Here is a 15845-nt window from a genome sequence, read left to right as displayed (position 1 = left end):
TCTAGGCATTCATAAGTACTTCTATTGATTACTCAAATTGAACGTACTATTTAAAAAAATACACAGATGAAAATTGCTCTTGTAACAGGAGGATCCAGAGGTATAGGTAAAGCCATATGTAAAGAACTTGCAGCCGATGGCTTGTATGTGCTGATTAACTATCGCTCGAATACCGAAGAAGCAGAGAAAACATTAAAGGAAATAGAAGAAAAAGGTGGTCAGGCTGAACTCCTTCCTTTCGATGTTGCGAATAGCGAAGACATCAAAAGCAGCATGGAAAACTGGAAAGCAGCTAATCTTGATAAACACATCAGTGTCTTGGTAAACAATGCCGGTATCACCAAAGATAACCTGATGGTTTTTATGTCAGAGGATCAATGGGGATCGGTGATCAAAACCAATCTCGATAGTTTTTTTCATGTGACCAGCAAAGTACTTACCGATATGGTTGTGAACAAATGGGGACGAATTATCAATGTGGTTTCCTTATCGGGACTAAAAGGCATGCCTGGTCAGACCAATTATGCGGCTGCTAAAGCGGGTGTTATTGGCGCCACCAAATCCTTAGCCATGGAAATTGGTAAAAAGAAAATAACAGTAAATGCGGTGGCTCCTGGTTTTATCAGAACAGATATGACCGATGGTTTAAACGAAAAAGAGCTAAAGAAAATGGTACCCTTAAATCGATTCGGAACAGCTGAAGAAGTCGCTTACGCTGTGTCTTTTCTGGCCTCAGAAAAAGCGGCTTATATTTCAGGCGAAACCATTTCGATAAATGGTGGTATGTACAGCTAGCTGAACAAATATTCAAAAGTATTCGATAAACCAAAAGATATGAAGAGAGTAGTCATTACAGGGATGGGAGTTTACTCCACAATTGGGAAAAATATTGAAGAGGTGAACGATTCACTTTATAATGGTGTTTCAGGAATCGGAATTGATGCGAATAGAACTGATCTCGGATTCAGATCACCTTTAACAGGAATTATTAAACGTCCGATACTAAAGGGCGTATTGCCTAGAAGAATGCGAATTGGATTGCCTGAACAGGGCGAATATGCTTATATAGCAACCATGGAAGCCTTAGAAATGGCTCAGATTGACGAAGAATTCAGATTGAAGAACGAAGTTGGCATTCTTTATGGCAACGACAGTTCTGCAGTGCCAGTAATCAACGCCATTGATATTGTTCGTGCGAAAAAAGATACCACTTTGGTGGGGTCAGGAAGTATCTTCCAATCGATGAACTCATCCATAACCATGAACCTTTCGGTTATTTTAAAACTAAGAGGGGTTAACTTCACAATTAGTGGGGCTTGTGCTAGTAGTTCTCATGCTATTGGGATGGCTATGATTCTTATTCAGCAAGGCTTACAGGATATCGTTATTTGTGGCGGCGGACAAGAGGTAAATGCAGAATCGATGGGCTCATTCGATGGTTTAAGTGCCTTCTCGATACGCACCGATGATCCAACCAAGGCCTCACGTCCTTTCGACAAAGATAGAGATGGACTTGTGCCAAGTGGTGGTGCTGCGACCGTGGTTGTTGAAAGCTATGAGTCAGCTATAAAGCGGGGTGCTACAATTCTTGCCGAGCTTACAGGTTATGGCTTCTCATCTAATGGTGATCATATATCAGTTCCAAATGTTGAAGGGCCTACTAAATCGCTCGAGAAAGCACTTAAATATGCTAATCTTCGTCCTGAGGATATCGATTACGTTAATGCACATGCCACTTCTACACAGGTTGGTGATAGCAACGAGGCTCAAGCATTGTACAATCTTTTCGGTTCGAAAACACCTATCAGCTCTACCAAATCGATGACGGGTCATGAGATGTGGATGTGTGGAGCCAGTGAGGTTATCTATTCAATTTTGATGATGCAAAAGTCCTATATTGCACCGACCATCAACTTCGAAAATCCAGATGAACATTCAGCTAAATTGAATATATCAGGCAGCAGAATGGAAAAAAACATTGATACCTTCCTATCCAACTCATTTGGGTTTGGCGGAACGAATTCAACCCTAATTGTAAAAAAATATAATAAATAATAGATATGACTAAGGAAGAAGTAATAGAAAAAGTAAACGCATTTTTAATTGATGAGTTTGAGATTGAAGAGGATCAGATTAAACCTGACGCGAATTTCAAGGATGATTTAGAGATTGAAAGCCTTGACTTTGTAGATATTGTTGTGATTATCGAAAGAGAATTTGGCTTTAAAGTTAAAGGAGAAGAAATGACTCATATCCGTCAACTTTCTGATCTTTACGACTACATCGAAGAACAGGTAAAACTACACAACTAATGGCCACATGGGAAGGTAAAACCCGTGGTGGTACACTTGGCTACCGAATATTTATCTTCTTACTTGAGAAGATAAATATTCGGTTTTCTTACGCACTGCTGCGAGCTGTGGCTGCTTATTTTTGGATTATCTCCAATAAGAAACCCCTGCTCTATTTATATCAAAATCGACTTCAGTTTAGCAAGATGGCTACTTACAAAGCCATTTACAAAAACTATGTGATGCTTGGTGAATGCTTACTCGACAAAATTGTTGTGATGGCAGGCATCAAAAACAAATTCACTTTCGATTTTGACGGAGAAGCACATTTACATCAGCTTGCCAGTGAAAAAAAAGGAGGTATTTTAATTGGTGCACACATTGGCAATTGGGAAATTGCAGGGCACTTGCTAAAACGAATCGACACCAAGGTGCACGTTGTTATGCTCGATGCTGAGCATCAAAAAATCAAAGAGCTTTTGCAAGATGTTTTGAAAGAAAAACAGATATCAATCATCCCTATAAAAGACAATTACGATCATTTGTATGCCATAGAGGAAGCACTCAATAAAGGAGAATTTATTGCCATACACGGCGATCGGTTCTTACCTGGTACTAAAACGGTCAGCTGTAGTTTTCTGAACGAAGATGCTCAATTCCCAACGGGTCCGTTTTATATGGCCTCAAAATTTAAAGCCCCTGTTTGTTATGTATCAGCCATAAAAACCAGCAGATATCATTATAAATTCAGAGCAACAAAACCTAAGGTACTCCCCTTTCCAAGTAAATTAAAAACAAGAAATCAAGATCTGAAGAATATGATTGAACCCTATGTGAGGAATCTGGAACTTATTGTTCGAGAAGATCCAAGTCAGTGGTTCAATTTCTATCCATTTTGGAGTGAGGAAAACTCTGAAATCAAACAGACCCTTAAAAGCAAATAATATGAATTTTGGTAACGACAATAAAACCGCTTTGCAAGCAAAATTTGATGCTCAAAAGATTGCTTTTGGGCCTATCATGTTTCAAGCTGCACGTTCTTTACAAAAGATGGGCATTCTTGAGGTCATTAAAAAACAAAGAAATAAAGGGATTCTGATTGCAGATATAGCTGAAAAACTGAAGATCTCAGTGTATGGGATCAAAGTTTTATTAGAAGCTGGACTAAGCATGGAGCTTGTTCGCGTAGAAGAAGATAAATATTACCTGACTAAAACAGGTTTCTTTCTTTTGAGTGATCCTTTAACTCAGGTGAATATGAACTTTGTTCACGATGTAAACTACGAAGGTTTTTTCTCTCTTGACAAATCAATTGAAACAGGAAAACCTGAAGGTTTAAAAGTATTTGGTGAATGGGATACCGTTTACGAAGCCCTATCGCAATTGCCTGATCAGGTTCAGAAAAGCTGGTTTGAATTTGATCATTACTACTCTGACAATGCCTTTCCTGAGGTCTTGCCCATTGTATTTGCAAACAAGCCTAAAAGATTACTCGATGTTGGAGGTAATACAGGTAAATTTTCAATTCAGTGCGGTAAATTCGATGAGGATGTTCAAGTTACAATCCTTGATTTACCTGGACAATTAGCAAAAGCTTTTGAAAATATTGAAGCCAATAAACTAAGTCGTCGTATTGGTGGTATTCCATTAAATTTACTTGATCATTCAGTTCCTTTTCCAACAGGTTTCGATATCGTATGGATGAGCCAATTCCTAGACTGTTTTTCACAAAAGGACATACTGGAATTACTTAAAAGAGCGAAAAATGCAATCGTAGCTGATGGTTCTGTATATATTTTAGAAACCTATTGGGACAAACAAAAATACGAAGCATCAACCTACAGTTTACATGCCACTTCTCTATATTTTACTTGTTTGGCAAACGGTTGCTCGCAAATGTATCATTCTGAAGATATGTTAGCCATTATCGACAATGCAGGTCTTTATGTTGACGAAGAAATTCACGACATAGGCGTAAGTCACACTCTTTACAAGTGTAAAATAAAAGCATAACTACAGATGTGTGGCTTTGTATTAAAAACCCAAAGCCATACACTTACTCAATTGTTATACAAACAGATTTAAATAATGGCTCTATATCAAACGATGGCTGATTTGATTCCACAAAAGAAACCTTTTGTATTGGTGGATGAACTTATCAGCTGCTCAGATCAAATAACAGAGTGCGGCTTTATAATTCCAGAAAGTCACCCCCTAGTGCACGATGGCAAATTAAGCGAAGGTGGTTTAACTGAAAACATTGCACAAACGGCAGCTGCTGGTAATGGCTACCTCTCTCTTAAGAAAGACAATGCTGTCCCCAATGGTTTTATAGCAGGAATTAAGAACCTGAAAATACAACGTCTTCCCTTATGCAATAGCCAAATCAAAACCATCGTCACGCAAGAATACAGAGTTATGGATTATAATTTAATCAAAGGCGAGGTTTTCCAAAATGATGAATGTATTGCTAGTTGCGAAATGAAGATTTATTGTCCATAATGACAATACCAAAAGTTTACTTCACAATGCTTTTATAATAACTACTTATTGAATTCATGAATAAATTTACAATCAGGCATTGTATTTTAATAACAGCGAACATCTGTATATTTATCGTCATATTATTGAGTTCAAAAACCAATTATGCGACAAACTATTTACCTAAACCTAAAGGTATTTATGCAATTGGAACTACAGATTTTTTTTTCACAGACAGCTCCAGATATGATAATAATGGGTTCTTTAAAAAACATCCTCGAAGACTATATGCAAAAGTATGGTATCCAGCTGCAGGTAAACTAATAAATTCAAGTCCTGAGAAATATTTTAATAAATATAATGCTGAATCTTTATTTAAAACATACAAATCTATTGGTTTATCGAAGCAACTAATTGATTCCATAACTAAAAGTAATACAAACTCTTTTTTAAATGTTCCTACTAGTGTTGAAAAAGAAAAATTTCCAGTATTGGTGTTTTCATCAGGATACTATTTTGGCATTCCTGATATATACACTCATATTATGGAATCATTAGCTAGTCATGGTTATATTGTTATAAGTACAATGCACCCTTTCGAACAAGGCTTAGTCGTAATGGAAAATGGAGAAGTTTTAAAACTCAGAAAAAAATATGCTTTATTAGCTTTTCTACAATTGTATATTGCTGAAAAAACTGAGTTTAGAGACATAGAAAATAAGTCTAAAGAAGATAAAATTATCAAACGTTATCTACACAGACTTAAAAGATTTAACAAAGCTTTAGACCTATGGACAAAAGATACTGAGTTTTGTATTAAATCATTAATAACTGACGCCACCAAAGCAAATTCACATTGGTTATTAAAGAAAATGGATTTTGGAAACATGGGGATCTTCGGACATTCTTTTGGAGGTGCTGTAGCTGGAAACTGCTGTCAACAAACAAATTTATTCAAAGCGGGTGCTAATCTTGACTGCTTTCAATTTGGTGATCTATACTTCGATAAACTAAGGAAACCGTTCCTGTTGATTCAAACAGAACAATATCCATTATGGATGTTTGGCAATAAAGAAATTTATAAGAAATCGACTTCTAGTTTTTTTGAATTAACTTTAAAGAAAACCAAACATTTTGCATTAAGTGATGCTATTCTATTACCATTTGATAAGGCAACGCAAATAGAAAAATTTGGATCCTGCGATCTCACAATAGTATCTCAATATGTCAATGATTATTTAATTGGTTTTTTCGATTTTTATTTAAAAAATGAGGATTCAAAAATTTTATTCAAAAAAATTGACAATGCAAACATCATTTTCAAACATAATGTAAGATAAGTTCACATTGTTTATAAACTCTCTTATATATTATGAGGCGTTTTATTTGATAAAAGGTGACATTTTACAAAATGATAAATTATTGCCAGTTGCGAGATAAAATTTTCTACCCTGAGTAGATTCTATTTTAAGTAATATTAATTAACTTGTAGAGTAAACTTAAAATTATTCGAATATGAAACGCTTTATTTTTTCGATATTTATTATTGCCTTTGTGACTACGACTATCGCTGCACAGGAATCATTTAAGAAAGAAGTTACCTGGCTGGGTCTGGACTTTACTGAAGCAAAATTGTCCCCTAAGACTGCATTTGCCAATCCAGAAGCTATTAAAACAAAATATTTACTTAAATGGAATCAGATCGTTCTCAATGAATCCAAAAAATTCAATGTCGCAAAATTCTTCGAAATTGAAACACTCCAACACAATATATCACTTGTAGGAGAGCGGAATTTAGCTATCTCTCTTGAAAATCTAATTGTTGATACTAACAAGCATCAGTTCAGTGAAGAAAATGTGAAAAATATTATTTCAAAATACCCAAAAACGGAAGGCGTTGGTCTAGTCTTTATCGTTGAGACATTTGATAAAACAAACGCAACTGGAGTATTCTGGGCGACTTTCTTTGATAGGTCTACACTAGAGGTTCTATCCACAAAAAAGATTCATGGTCTCGCTTCAGGTATGGGTATAAGAAACTACTGGGCTAACAGTATGTACAGAGCAATGAAGTCATACAAAAAACACTAAGTATTTAGATTTATATGGCCTATAGATTCTATAGCATGACCTTAAAAACTCTTAATAAGCGTGTAAGACAATATTCAACAACAATAAAGAGTCTAATACTAAGAAAATAATAAGCACATAAAGACATTCTAAAACAAGAAACGCGTTTTCAATAGAGAACGCGTTTTTTGTTTTTAATTATTTGATTGGATTGGCATATAGACTGAGAAAAGCTGTTTTAAATTCTTCAGCATCCAAATCTATCTTGGCTGCACAGATATTCATATGCTTAATAAAACGGTCCTTTTCATCCTGAGTGTATTCAGAATTGTATTGTTCGCCTCCATTTAGCAGATCCAAAGCAATATAATCATTGGGCCACAATTGATAGTTGGCATAAATCCCGAGATTCAACTACTCGCAATTTTAAAAGACATTAAATAATCCTTTTGTGTGCGCTTAATATACTCATTATTGATTTTATCTCTCATAGTATTACTTTTTGTGTAACGCTATATCAGGACTAGATATTTATATGAAAATGTAAATCATATTCCTAACATTTATGATAAAAAAAACAAATCAACAGTAAGTATATTATTAATTCCTTATATCTTTACATAACAAATATCAAAAAAACTGAATAATGAAACGACTACTTTTACTAACAATCCTCACATTATCTGGCAATTTTATCTTCGCCCAGGATATTATTATTAAACGAAATGGCGGCGAAATTCAATCTAAGATATTAGAAATAACTATTGAAACTATTAAGTATAAAAAATTTGATAATCAGACTGGACCAATTAGAAATATTGCAAAATCAGATGTGTTCATGATTATCTATGAAAATGGTGAAAGAGAAAAATTCGAATTAAAAAAAGAAACAATACAAAAACAAACAAACTCTCCAAGCTACAATCATGAACCAACAAATTATGTAGAGAAAAATAACAAACTCGAAACAGCTTCCGAAAAACCAAAATCAAATTATAAAGGTAAATACTTTATGTTAGGAATGGGATACGGAAACAGTTATGGTGGATTAGGGATAAGAACCCAATGGCGCTTTGGAGGCGATCAAGGATTTGGATTTCATGCTGGGGTTGGTTATCTGCCTGATTATGACATCATGGCATCAGTCGGACTTAAGTTTTTCCCCTATAAAAACTTTTACATCAATTCTCAGTTCGGAATCTTTGGTTATGAAGAATCTTATGAGTTTAGCTACAACTCATATGGTTATTATAACGACTACGGCTACGAATATGAAGCTCTATATGGTCCATCCTTGATGGTTGGTGGTGACTGGACTTGGGGAGATAAAGTAGGATATGGATTTAATGCTGCAATTGGTGTTTCATATAATGTAAGTGGATTTAGCGATGAATTATGGCCTGCAATTGATATGGGATTTCTCGTTCGATTTTAATGATTGCAGGTTTTAAAAATAAGAAAAGACTATCACCAAAATAAAAATATCATGAAAAAAATTTTATTATTGATGCTATTTGCTCTTTCAGTGCAAATAGGTTTCTCGCAAGATATTATTGTGCAACGCAATGGAGAAGAAATAAAATCTAAAATCATTGAAATCACTAATGAAACATTAAAGTATAAAAAATTCGAGAATCAGGAAGGACCAACCAGAAATATTGATCTTCCGAAAGTATTTATGGTGATTTATGAAAATGGAGAGAGAGAGAAATTCACCTCGTCTGAAACTGAAGTCGAAAATACTGTTACTGAAAAATCTGTTACCAATAATGCATCTGTTTCAGAGAAAGAGATCATTAGATTAAACAGCAATTACAGTGGTAAAGGATTTACGCCACCATCGGAAGGTAAAGCTGTTGTTTATTTTACACGGATAAGCTCATGGGGTGGGGCTTATAGCTTCGAATACTTTCATCAGGATAAATACATGGGTGTATTCAAAGGGAAAAATTACATGAGATACGAATGTGATCCCGGGAAACAACTTTTTTGGGCATCATCAGAGAATAAAGAATTTATCACAACCGATCTTGAGGCTGGAGGTACTTATATCGTAATTGTAGATATTATTATGGGTGCATGGAAAAGTAGGGTTGGCTTTACTCCAATTACAGCTGACGATACTGAAAAATTTGATCGTGCAGTGGCCTTAATTAATAAGAAAAAAGCTATTGTAACACCTGCAACTAAAATTAATAAGATGAATAATAAGCTTAAGAAATTCATCGGAGAAAAGCTTCAGACTTATAATAATGTTTGGAAAAATGAGAAAAACTTCAAGCACATATCAGCTGATATGGCTATCCCTACTGAGCTTTTAAAATAGTAATTTCTTAAAAAAATAAAAAAGTGCGAATTCTGAAGAGTTCGCACTTTTTATCTTTTTACTTGATACTTGATACAGGATTAGCATACAGTTCCAAAAAGGCTGTTTCAAATTCTTCAGCATCCAAATCTATCTTGGCTGCACAGATATTCATATGCTTAATAAAACGGTCCTTTTCAACCTGAGTGTATTCAGAATTGTATTGTTCGCCTCCATTTAGCAGATCCAAAGCAATATAATTATTGGGCCACAATTGATAGTTGGCATAAATCTGTCTATCAATTTCGTCAGCTACAAGTTTAAGAATCTCCTTTTTGTCAATATCATCTGGTAACGCGTCGATAAAATCAGATAGGGATTGACCCATTACAAGTTTTGTTCGCCCCTTGTATCCTCTTATTCCATTAACAACACTATTATAATCCTCTCCTGCTTTTTTGATATACTTCCCACTGCTGGTTTTACAGGTTTCATAAACCTTTAAGTAATCGCAGGGTTCAAACTCATACGAAATGGCTAGAGGTACAATATTAAGCTCTTTCAAGCGCTCTTTAAAACTCCCATTCCCACTCATAGCAAACATTCTAAGTAAGCCCTGTTGGGTAGAATCCAAGCCATCCTTAGTACGACCCGAACGCTGAGCAATCCATACAGATTCTTTTTTAGATCTGATAACGTAACGCATGTATTCTGAAAGCTCCTGAGAATTACGCAAAGCCTCTCTCCTATTCGAATCACGAATTACGGTAAACATCTTATTAATCTTCCCAAAATCGATGATGAAATCTGATGACATTAAATTATCACCAAAAGTTATCTGAGTGGTATTCATATCATGAGTCACCAACACATGTTGCAATAAGGCTGCGTCCATTACAATATCACGATGGTTTGCCACATACAAATAAGCCTCATCTTTGTTTAAATTATCGATCCCTGCACAAGAGAAGTCATCCATGCTTAATTTGATAACTGTTTTCACAGCATCATCCATCACTCTTTTCTGGAAGTCGTATGAACCCGTAATAGATAGAAATAAATCTCTAAGTTCAGACTTCTGCAGATTAGGAAAAACATGACTAAACAAGGGAAAAAATTCATCATACTCAACCATTCGTTTAAGCGCATCAACAGCTTCTAAATCGTCATAGCATCTAATTCTGTCAAAGGTATTTTCCATCGTGTTGTGTGTCATTTGGGATCGTGATAATAGCAAGAAATATTCTGAAATTCTTCGGGAACAAATATAGTTCTCCTTTTCAAAAAGATAAGAAATGAACTATCTCTTATCAATAAAAGTAATGGGTTTTCGGCTCAGGCTTGGAAACTGGATTCTTTGTATTTCCATACAATCCAAGAACTCGATAAAGGGTGCCACTCTAATCTTGGCTCTAAAGTGATCTTTAATCAATTTCTCAAGTTCTTTTGTAGGAGATTCAACCCCCAGTTTCAGCAAAATATTGTCGGTACCAATACTATTGGTTGAGACTTCAACAACATAGCTTTTCACCTTCTCAATATCATTCAAAATATCGTATAAGGCTGGAGGATACAAGGTAGTTCCCTTAAACTTAATCATCTGTTTTTTGCGACCAATTACAGGACCAAGGCGCATGCTTGTTCGTCCACACTCGCAGGCTTCGTAATAGTGATGACAAATATCGCCCGTTTTAAATCGTAGTAGAGGCATGCCTTCAACACCTAAGTTTGTAATGGTGACCTCTCCCGCTTCGCCGTCGTTTACAGGCTGATCATTGTCATCCAAAAACTCAACAATAATCATTTCAGGATGATGATGTCCGCCCTTGCCGTATTCACACTCGGTGAAAGCGGTTCCCATTTCGGTGGAGGCATAGGTTGAATAGAGTTCAATATCCCATTTATCTTTGATTCGTTTCCCCAGTGTATTCAGGGTAAAATCCGTATTCCTTATGGCTTCGCCAATGCAAATGGCTTTTTTAATTGAAGTCTGACTGAGATCGATATTGTTATTTTCAGCAAAGTCAATCAGTTTAATCAGAAAAGAAGGTACCGTAACAATACTAGTGGGTTGAATGCGTTTTATGCTGTCGAATTGCAATTCGGGATTTCCCGGTCCCACACGTACGACGCCAGCTCCCATTTTTCTAATGCCCATAAAATAGGCAAGTCCTGCCATGAAACGTCTATCCATGGTAACCATAAGCTGATAGATATCAGTCGCCGAACCACCTGCACACAAAAATGAAATGTACTCGTTGTAAGCCAGACGATCCAAATCGGCATCGGTCATGGTAAAGGTTACAGGATCGCCAAGTGTGCCCGACGTGGTAATGTAGTCGATAATTTTATTTCTGTGGACACACAAAAAATCCATATTATGTTCCTGCAACATATCCTTTGTTGTCACAGGAAGTGTGGCAAAATCAGCCATCGTTTTTATTGCGTTGATATCAATACAATTTTCCTTGAAAAAATGGGCATAAAAAGGCGAATTTTCATTGAGATAATCAAATAAATCAGGCAAACGACTCTCCTGATATTTTATAATTTCCTCTTTACTCGCTTTTTCTATTTCGGGTATAAACATTGTCATCTATTTAATCAATACTTTCGTTGATCCATATATGGAAAGCACCCTATTCATGAATCCTTTCAATAAAAAGCAAACAATTAAATAGGTGCAATTCATTTCAAGACTAATATTATCTATAATACTTGCCATAGATATCATAGCGCACTACAGGAATTTTTTAAAACTTACCTTTATCACTAGCTGGAATAATTCCTTTAGTAATACACCTACGCATACCATGTAAAGAAGCTCCCATTTTATTCCACACATTAGCTGTTCCTCTATACTTTTTTGACTCCCACAACAACTTATTTGTTTTGGATTCAAACACTTTTACTTTTACACGTGCTTCTCCCATAGCCTTTCTTATTCTAAATTCAAAAATTAAATCAGCCTCGCTAATTTCATTTGTTATCTTAAACATAGAATATTCTTGAAATTCACGATTCCAAACGGCTGCTGTCGGAATAACTTTACTATCTTCAGTTGTTTTAATAAAAATTACTTTCCGTGTGACATCTTCTCTCACTTTTAGACTCTTACTGTTATCATTAAAAGATTCAACTTCTCCATTTTTAAAGCGAATCTCCTTAATTTCAGATTTCAATATTGTGTAAGTCGGACCATCAATATTAGAACTCTTTTTATATTTCACCTCAACAATTCCTACTTCCAGAACTGTAGATTCAATTATCGCATTGTCATGTTTAACGATAACATCCTGTGCATTCGCACCACAAACACAAAATAAACTTAAAATAAAAACTAAAATAACCTGTTTCATAGAATAACTATTTAATTATAAAAACAATGACACCACCTAGGTATAAAATTAAAAAAAAGGAAAAAAATATCGTTGATTGATTCTTTAAATGAGACTCTACTTAGTAATAATAATAAGCTACCACACTTAAAAATGATTCAATCAATTTCTTTATCACAATAACTAACAAATTCCAAAAGCTCATTGTATGCTGACTGTTGTGGGATTTCCAATTCGAGAGCAGCACTAAAATAAGAACTCGCAAGAGCAAAATTCTCCTTTTCCAGAAAATACTTGCCTACAAGTAAATGAGGGTAATAATAGTGTGGGTTTAAGGAGATAAAAGCATCCAATTCCTCTTTCGAAAATACGGCAGCCTCATCCAGTCCTCTCTGAACCTTTAAAAGCCCTTCTTTATATTTTAAAAAGTTATCATACGCCTCGTTTTGGAGCATATCATCAGCAGCAATGATCTCCTCAGGCATATACACCTTCTTGGTAAGATAAGCTTGAGGGTCGGCAAAAATTTCGTCCAAATCGTAAGACACAAAAGCGCCTAACTGATAAGGAGCAGCTGAAATCCAAACCTTTTTCTCCTGAGGTTTAAAAATGATCCCATGATGAGCAATCAACTGATTGATGGCTTTTTCGTTTCCTAAACCAATATCCTCTCCCTGATGTCCTTTTCTGTCGCGGAGTAAATCGGCAACCTTTTTTACTGAGAATGAACCTGTACTGTCAATCAAGGCTTCAACACGCTGTAGTCGGTAATGCGAGGCATCTTCAAACAGGGGTTTGATCTTTATATTACCTGCTGTAAAGCTTGAATCAAGAAAGTGATTTGTAACAGCCAGGAAATTAGCCTTGGGCTTAAGAAGAGCTATCTTTTCAGGGGTCTTCTCGATTAGTGCCACTCGGTTCTCCTTGCCCGAACCTATTAAAAAAGATTCCGAAACAAAGGTTTCATATTGCTGAGCAATTGCATAAGCTTCATCGATAGTAGACGCATATTGCAGAATTTTCCTGGCCAATATTGAAACAGGCGTTTTACTGATCGAAGGAATCCCTGTAGGCTCAGCATTCAGTGTAATGGTCAGACCTTCCTGATTCATCCCCGAAACCACACCAATCATACCTCCCCAAGTCACTGACATGAAAGGATACCCCTCATCGGGTTTCATAAAAGCAATGATTTTATTCTCAGAGAATTTATCACCTGCATAAAAATCAAAATTCCGTCCTATTAAAAGACTAGAGTCTGCACTATGCTCGTTCCACACACCAAAGGAGGTGCATCCCACCAAACACATCGATTGCAGGGCATGCCCCATATCGTGGGCGCCATGGTACGACATGATACGCTGAAAAGGAGGTGCGATAAAATTAAATTCATCGGAGGCTGACTTTGAAACACCAGCTACTTCAAGTTGATACTCTTTAGGAACATAATCCAAAAGATCTCGATTGAACCAGCCCAAAAATACACGAAGAAACTGAAGATATGATCTCGAAGGCACCAACTGATCAATTTGAGTGACAAAAGCCTCTTCCTGATACTGAACCAGTTTTTGGCTTAAGCGTCCATTTTTAAAACCCATGGTGTAGGGATCGCCCTGCACAAAAAGTTCCCACAAACCATATTCATTTAATTTCATCCAACTATCGCCACAACGCAGCAATGAATCGCTCACTTTGGTGACAGGCAATTCCTGATCGCTAATCTGAATATGCTCAGGTTCGTGCATTTTTGTTACCGAAAGAAGGTAAATGAAAAACACAGAAATCAATATGATTAAGGCAATCAGAAATTTTGTTCTCTTTCGCATTTATTTCGTTATTATTTGTTGAATTCTTCAGGATAAACCGCATTAATATCACGCATTATCGCGTTAATATCAACCAACTGCCCACAGGTTAACAAGGCACCACAAAGGACACCAGTAATACCGTGTAAATTGATACTTTGCCCAGTAAGCAATAGATTCGAAACCTTGGTTCGAGATGGCAGATAGGATTCTATTGGCTTGTTACAATCACGCACAATGCCATACATACTTCCTTCCTTTGTTCCTGTATAATCTCTAAAGCTTAAAGGTGTAGAAGAGTAAGTCGTTTCAATTGCATTGGGGATATCGGAGAATGTTTCAGCAACACAGTCTATGACTTGCTTCTCTTTTTGTTTTTTGAAAGCCAAATAATCCTCACCACGACTCTCTATACGAGTTGATTCCCATTGCTTGACTTCCTCAAATTTCATGTAAGTAATAACAGTCACACTTTCTGCATATTCAGGATTCTCTTTATCAGCAGCAAAATAGAGCATTAAGCCTTGAGGCCATTCACCTTTCCCATAATTATCAACACCCCAAACATTGTTTGACTTGTAATAATAATAGTTTTTATTTAGATAAGGTATTTGCTTCTTTTTTAGAACGATATAAACAGAAAATGCCGATATGGTATTATCCAGATTATTTAAACGTGACCTATACGATTTACGAATCTTCCCCTCGGGAATAAGATCCATGGTTATGGAAGGGTGCATGTTTGAGATAAAAAAATCGGCTTCAAACATATCTCCTTTTTGAGTCTCAACAGCCGACATCAATTTCTCATTAAAATGAAACTTGACCACTTCAGCCTTCGTTAATACCTGACCACCCATCTTTTGAATTGAAGCAACAAGTCCGTCTGAAATTTGATTACCACCTTCGGTTAAACGCCAGGCACTGGTAATGAAAAAATGATTGACCAAAGCATGCACATAAAGCGGAGTGGTCGATTCTCCCCCCCCATACAAAGGGTTCAAAGCCGCAAGCACAGATCGCAGAACAAGATTATCGGTAAGAGAAGCAATAAAATCTGCGGTGCTCTGCCCATAATAAGACATATTGGATGTATCCATCAAATCGACTTCACGCAAATTGAAGATATCGGAACCTTCACCAAGCGTTCTAATTTTATCTGCATAAGCAAGAATAGCCGCCTCTTCCTCAGGAAAATCATGAATTAAGCTCTGGGTAAACTTTTCGTAACCCATGGCATAATTGTATTCGCGTCCTGCAATATTAATCACATCAAAGGCATCCTCATCGAGTTTACGTGTATCAACCTTATCAAGTAAATCGAGGTAATTAAAAAACTTATGCAGGACTTCTCCCTTACCCAAACTTCCAACATAGTGCATCCCTGTATCAAACTGGCAGCCTTTTCTTTTAAAAGTTTGTAGGTTTCCTCCTGTTTGAAAATGTTTTTCGAGAACACACACCCTATATCCAAATTTCCCCAGTATGTAAGCACATGCTAAACCTCCAAGTCCACTTCCAATAACTACAATATCGTATTTTTCTGTCTTCATAT

General features: G+C 36.1%; 16 protein-coding genes. 10 read left to right on the top strand and 6 right to left on the bottom strand.

The features are described 5' to 3' along the window. Positions 1-66 precede the first annotated feature (66 nt). The 8 genes from fabG to ACXR6G_RS07880 all read left to right on the top strand — a co-directional run bounded on the left by fabG (position 67) and on the right by ACXR6G_RS07880 (position 6863). Positions 67-795: a 3-oxoacyl-ACP reductase FabG gene (gene fabG, locus ACXR6G_RS07915; protein ID WP_458360881.1), complete on the top strand. Its 729-nt coding sequence runs from the start codon at positions 67-69 to the stop codon at positions 793-795. A 39-nt stretch (positions 796-834) separates the two neighbouring features. After that, entirely contained in the window at positions 835-2055 is a 1221-nt protein-coding gene (locus ACXR6G_RS07910) for a beta-ketoacyl-[acyl-carrier-protein] synthase family protein (protein ID WP_458360880.1), read from the top strand. 5 nt (positions 2056-2060) lie between these two features. Next, on the top strand, positions 2061-2312 hold the full coding sequence (locus tag ACXR6G_RS07905) for an acyl carrier protein (RefSeq protein WP_458360879.1): 252 nt from the start codon (positions 2061-2063) through the stop codon (positions 2310-2312). After that, positions 2312-3235: an LpxL/LpxP family acyltransferase gene (locus ACXR6G_RS07900; RefSeq protein WP_458360878.1), complete on the top strand. Its 924-nt coding sequence runs from the start codon at positions 2312-2314 to the stop codon at positions 3233-3235. Before ACXR6G_RS07905 ends, ACXR6G_RS07900 begins: the two co-directional genes overlap by 1 nt. Before the next feature lies 1 nt (position 3236). Next, positions 3237-4304, top strand: coding sequence for a methyltransferase (locus ACXR6G_RS07895; protein ID WP_458360877.1), 1068 nt, complete (start codon positions 3237-3239; stop codon positions 4302-4304). A 75-nt stretch (positions 4305-4379) separates the two neighbouring features. Continuing rightward, complete coding sequence (locus tag ACXR6G_RS07890) at positions 4380-4793, top strand: hypothetical protein (protein WP_458360876.1); 414 nt, start codon at positions 4380-4382, stop codon at positions 4791-4793. Positions 4794-4849: 56 nt separating this feature from the next. After that, positions 4850-6112, top strand: a complete 1263-nt coding sequence (locus ACXR6G_RS07885) for an alpha/beta hydrolase (RefSeq protein ID WP_458360875.1) — start codon at positions 4850-4852, stop codon at positions 6110-6112. Between the two features lie 175 nt (positions 6113-6287). Continuing rightward, entirely contained in the window at positions 6288-6863 is a 576-nt protein-coding gene (locus ACXR6G_RS07880) for a hypothetical protein (protein ID WP_458360874.1), read from the top strand. A 177-nt stretch (positions 6864-7040) separates the two neighbouring features. Here the strand turns inward: ACXR6G_RS07880 and ACXR6G_RS07875 are convergent, their stop codons facing one another. Continuing rightward, positions 7041-7256: a hypothetical protein gene (locus ACXR6G_RS07875; RefSeq protein ID WP_458360873.1), complete on the bottom strand. Its 216-nt coding sequence runs from the start codon at positions 7254-7256 to the stop codon at positions 7041-7043. Positions 7257-7488: 232 nt separating this feature from the next. On the opposite strand from ACXR6G_RS07875, the gene ACXR6G_RS07870 reads away from it, so the two are divergent. Together ACXR6G_RS07870 and ACXR6G_RS07865 are read left to right on the top strand one after the other, a co-directional pair. Beyond that, positions 7489-8277, top strand: coding sequence for a hypothetical protein (locus ACXR6G_RS07870; RefSeq protein WP_458360872.1), 789 nt, complete (start codon positions 7489-7491; stop codon positions 8275-8277). Between the two features lie 51 nt (positions 8278-8328). After that, positions 8329-9168, top strand: a complete 840-nt coding sequence (locus tag ACXR6G_RS07865; RefSeq protein WP_458360871.1) for a hypothetical protein — start codon at positions 8329-8331, stop codon at positions 9166-9168. 58 nt (positions 9169-9226) lie between these two features. Here the strand turns inward: ACXR6G_RS07865 and ACXR6G_RS07860 are convergent, their stop codons facing one another. The 5 genes from ACXR6G_RS07860 to ACXR6G_RS07840 form a co-directional block, all read right to left on the bottom strand. After that, entirely contained in the window at positions 9227-10348 is a 1122-nt protein-coding gene (locus tag ACXR6G_RS07860) for a 1-acyl-sn-glycerol-3-phosphate acyltransferase (RefSeq protein WP_458360870.1), read from the bottom strand. 99 nt (positions 10349-10447) lie between these two features. After that, a complete protein-coding gene (locus ACXR6G_RS07855; RefSeq protein WP_458360869.1) occupies positions 10448-11737 on the bottom strand; it encodes a phenylacetate--CoA ligase family protein in 1290 nt (429 codons plus the stop codon). Positions 11738-11900: 163 nt separating this feature from the next. Continuing rightward, positions 11901-12506, bottom strand: coding sequence for a hypothetical protein (locus ACXR6G_RS07850; RefSeq protein WP_458360868.1), 606 nt, complete (start codon positions 12504-12506; stop codon positions 11901-11903). Between the two features lie 137 nt (positions 12507-12643). Next, entirely contained in the window at positions 12644-14311 is a 1668-nt protein-coding gene (locus ACXR6G_RS07845) for a C45 family autoproteolytic acyltransferase/hydolase (RefSeq protein WP_458360867.1), read from the bottom strand. 11 nt (positions 14312-14322) lie between these two features. Next, complete coding sequence (locus ACXR6G_RS07840) at positions 14323-15843, bottom strand: phytoene desaturase family protein (protein WP_458360866.1); 1521 nt, start codon at positions 15841-15843, stop codon at positions 14323-14325. Positions 15844-15845 lie beyond the last annotated feature (2 nt).

Source organism: Ancylomarina sp. YFZ004 (assembly GCF_054254355.1).
The sequence above is the reverse complement of the archived record's forward strand: the minus strand, read 5'-3'. Positions and strand labels throughout refer to the sequence as shown.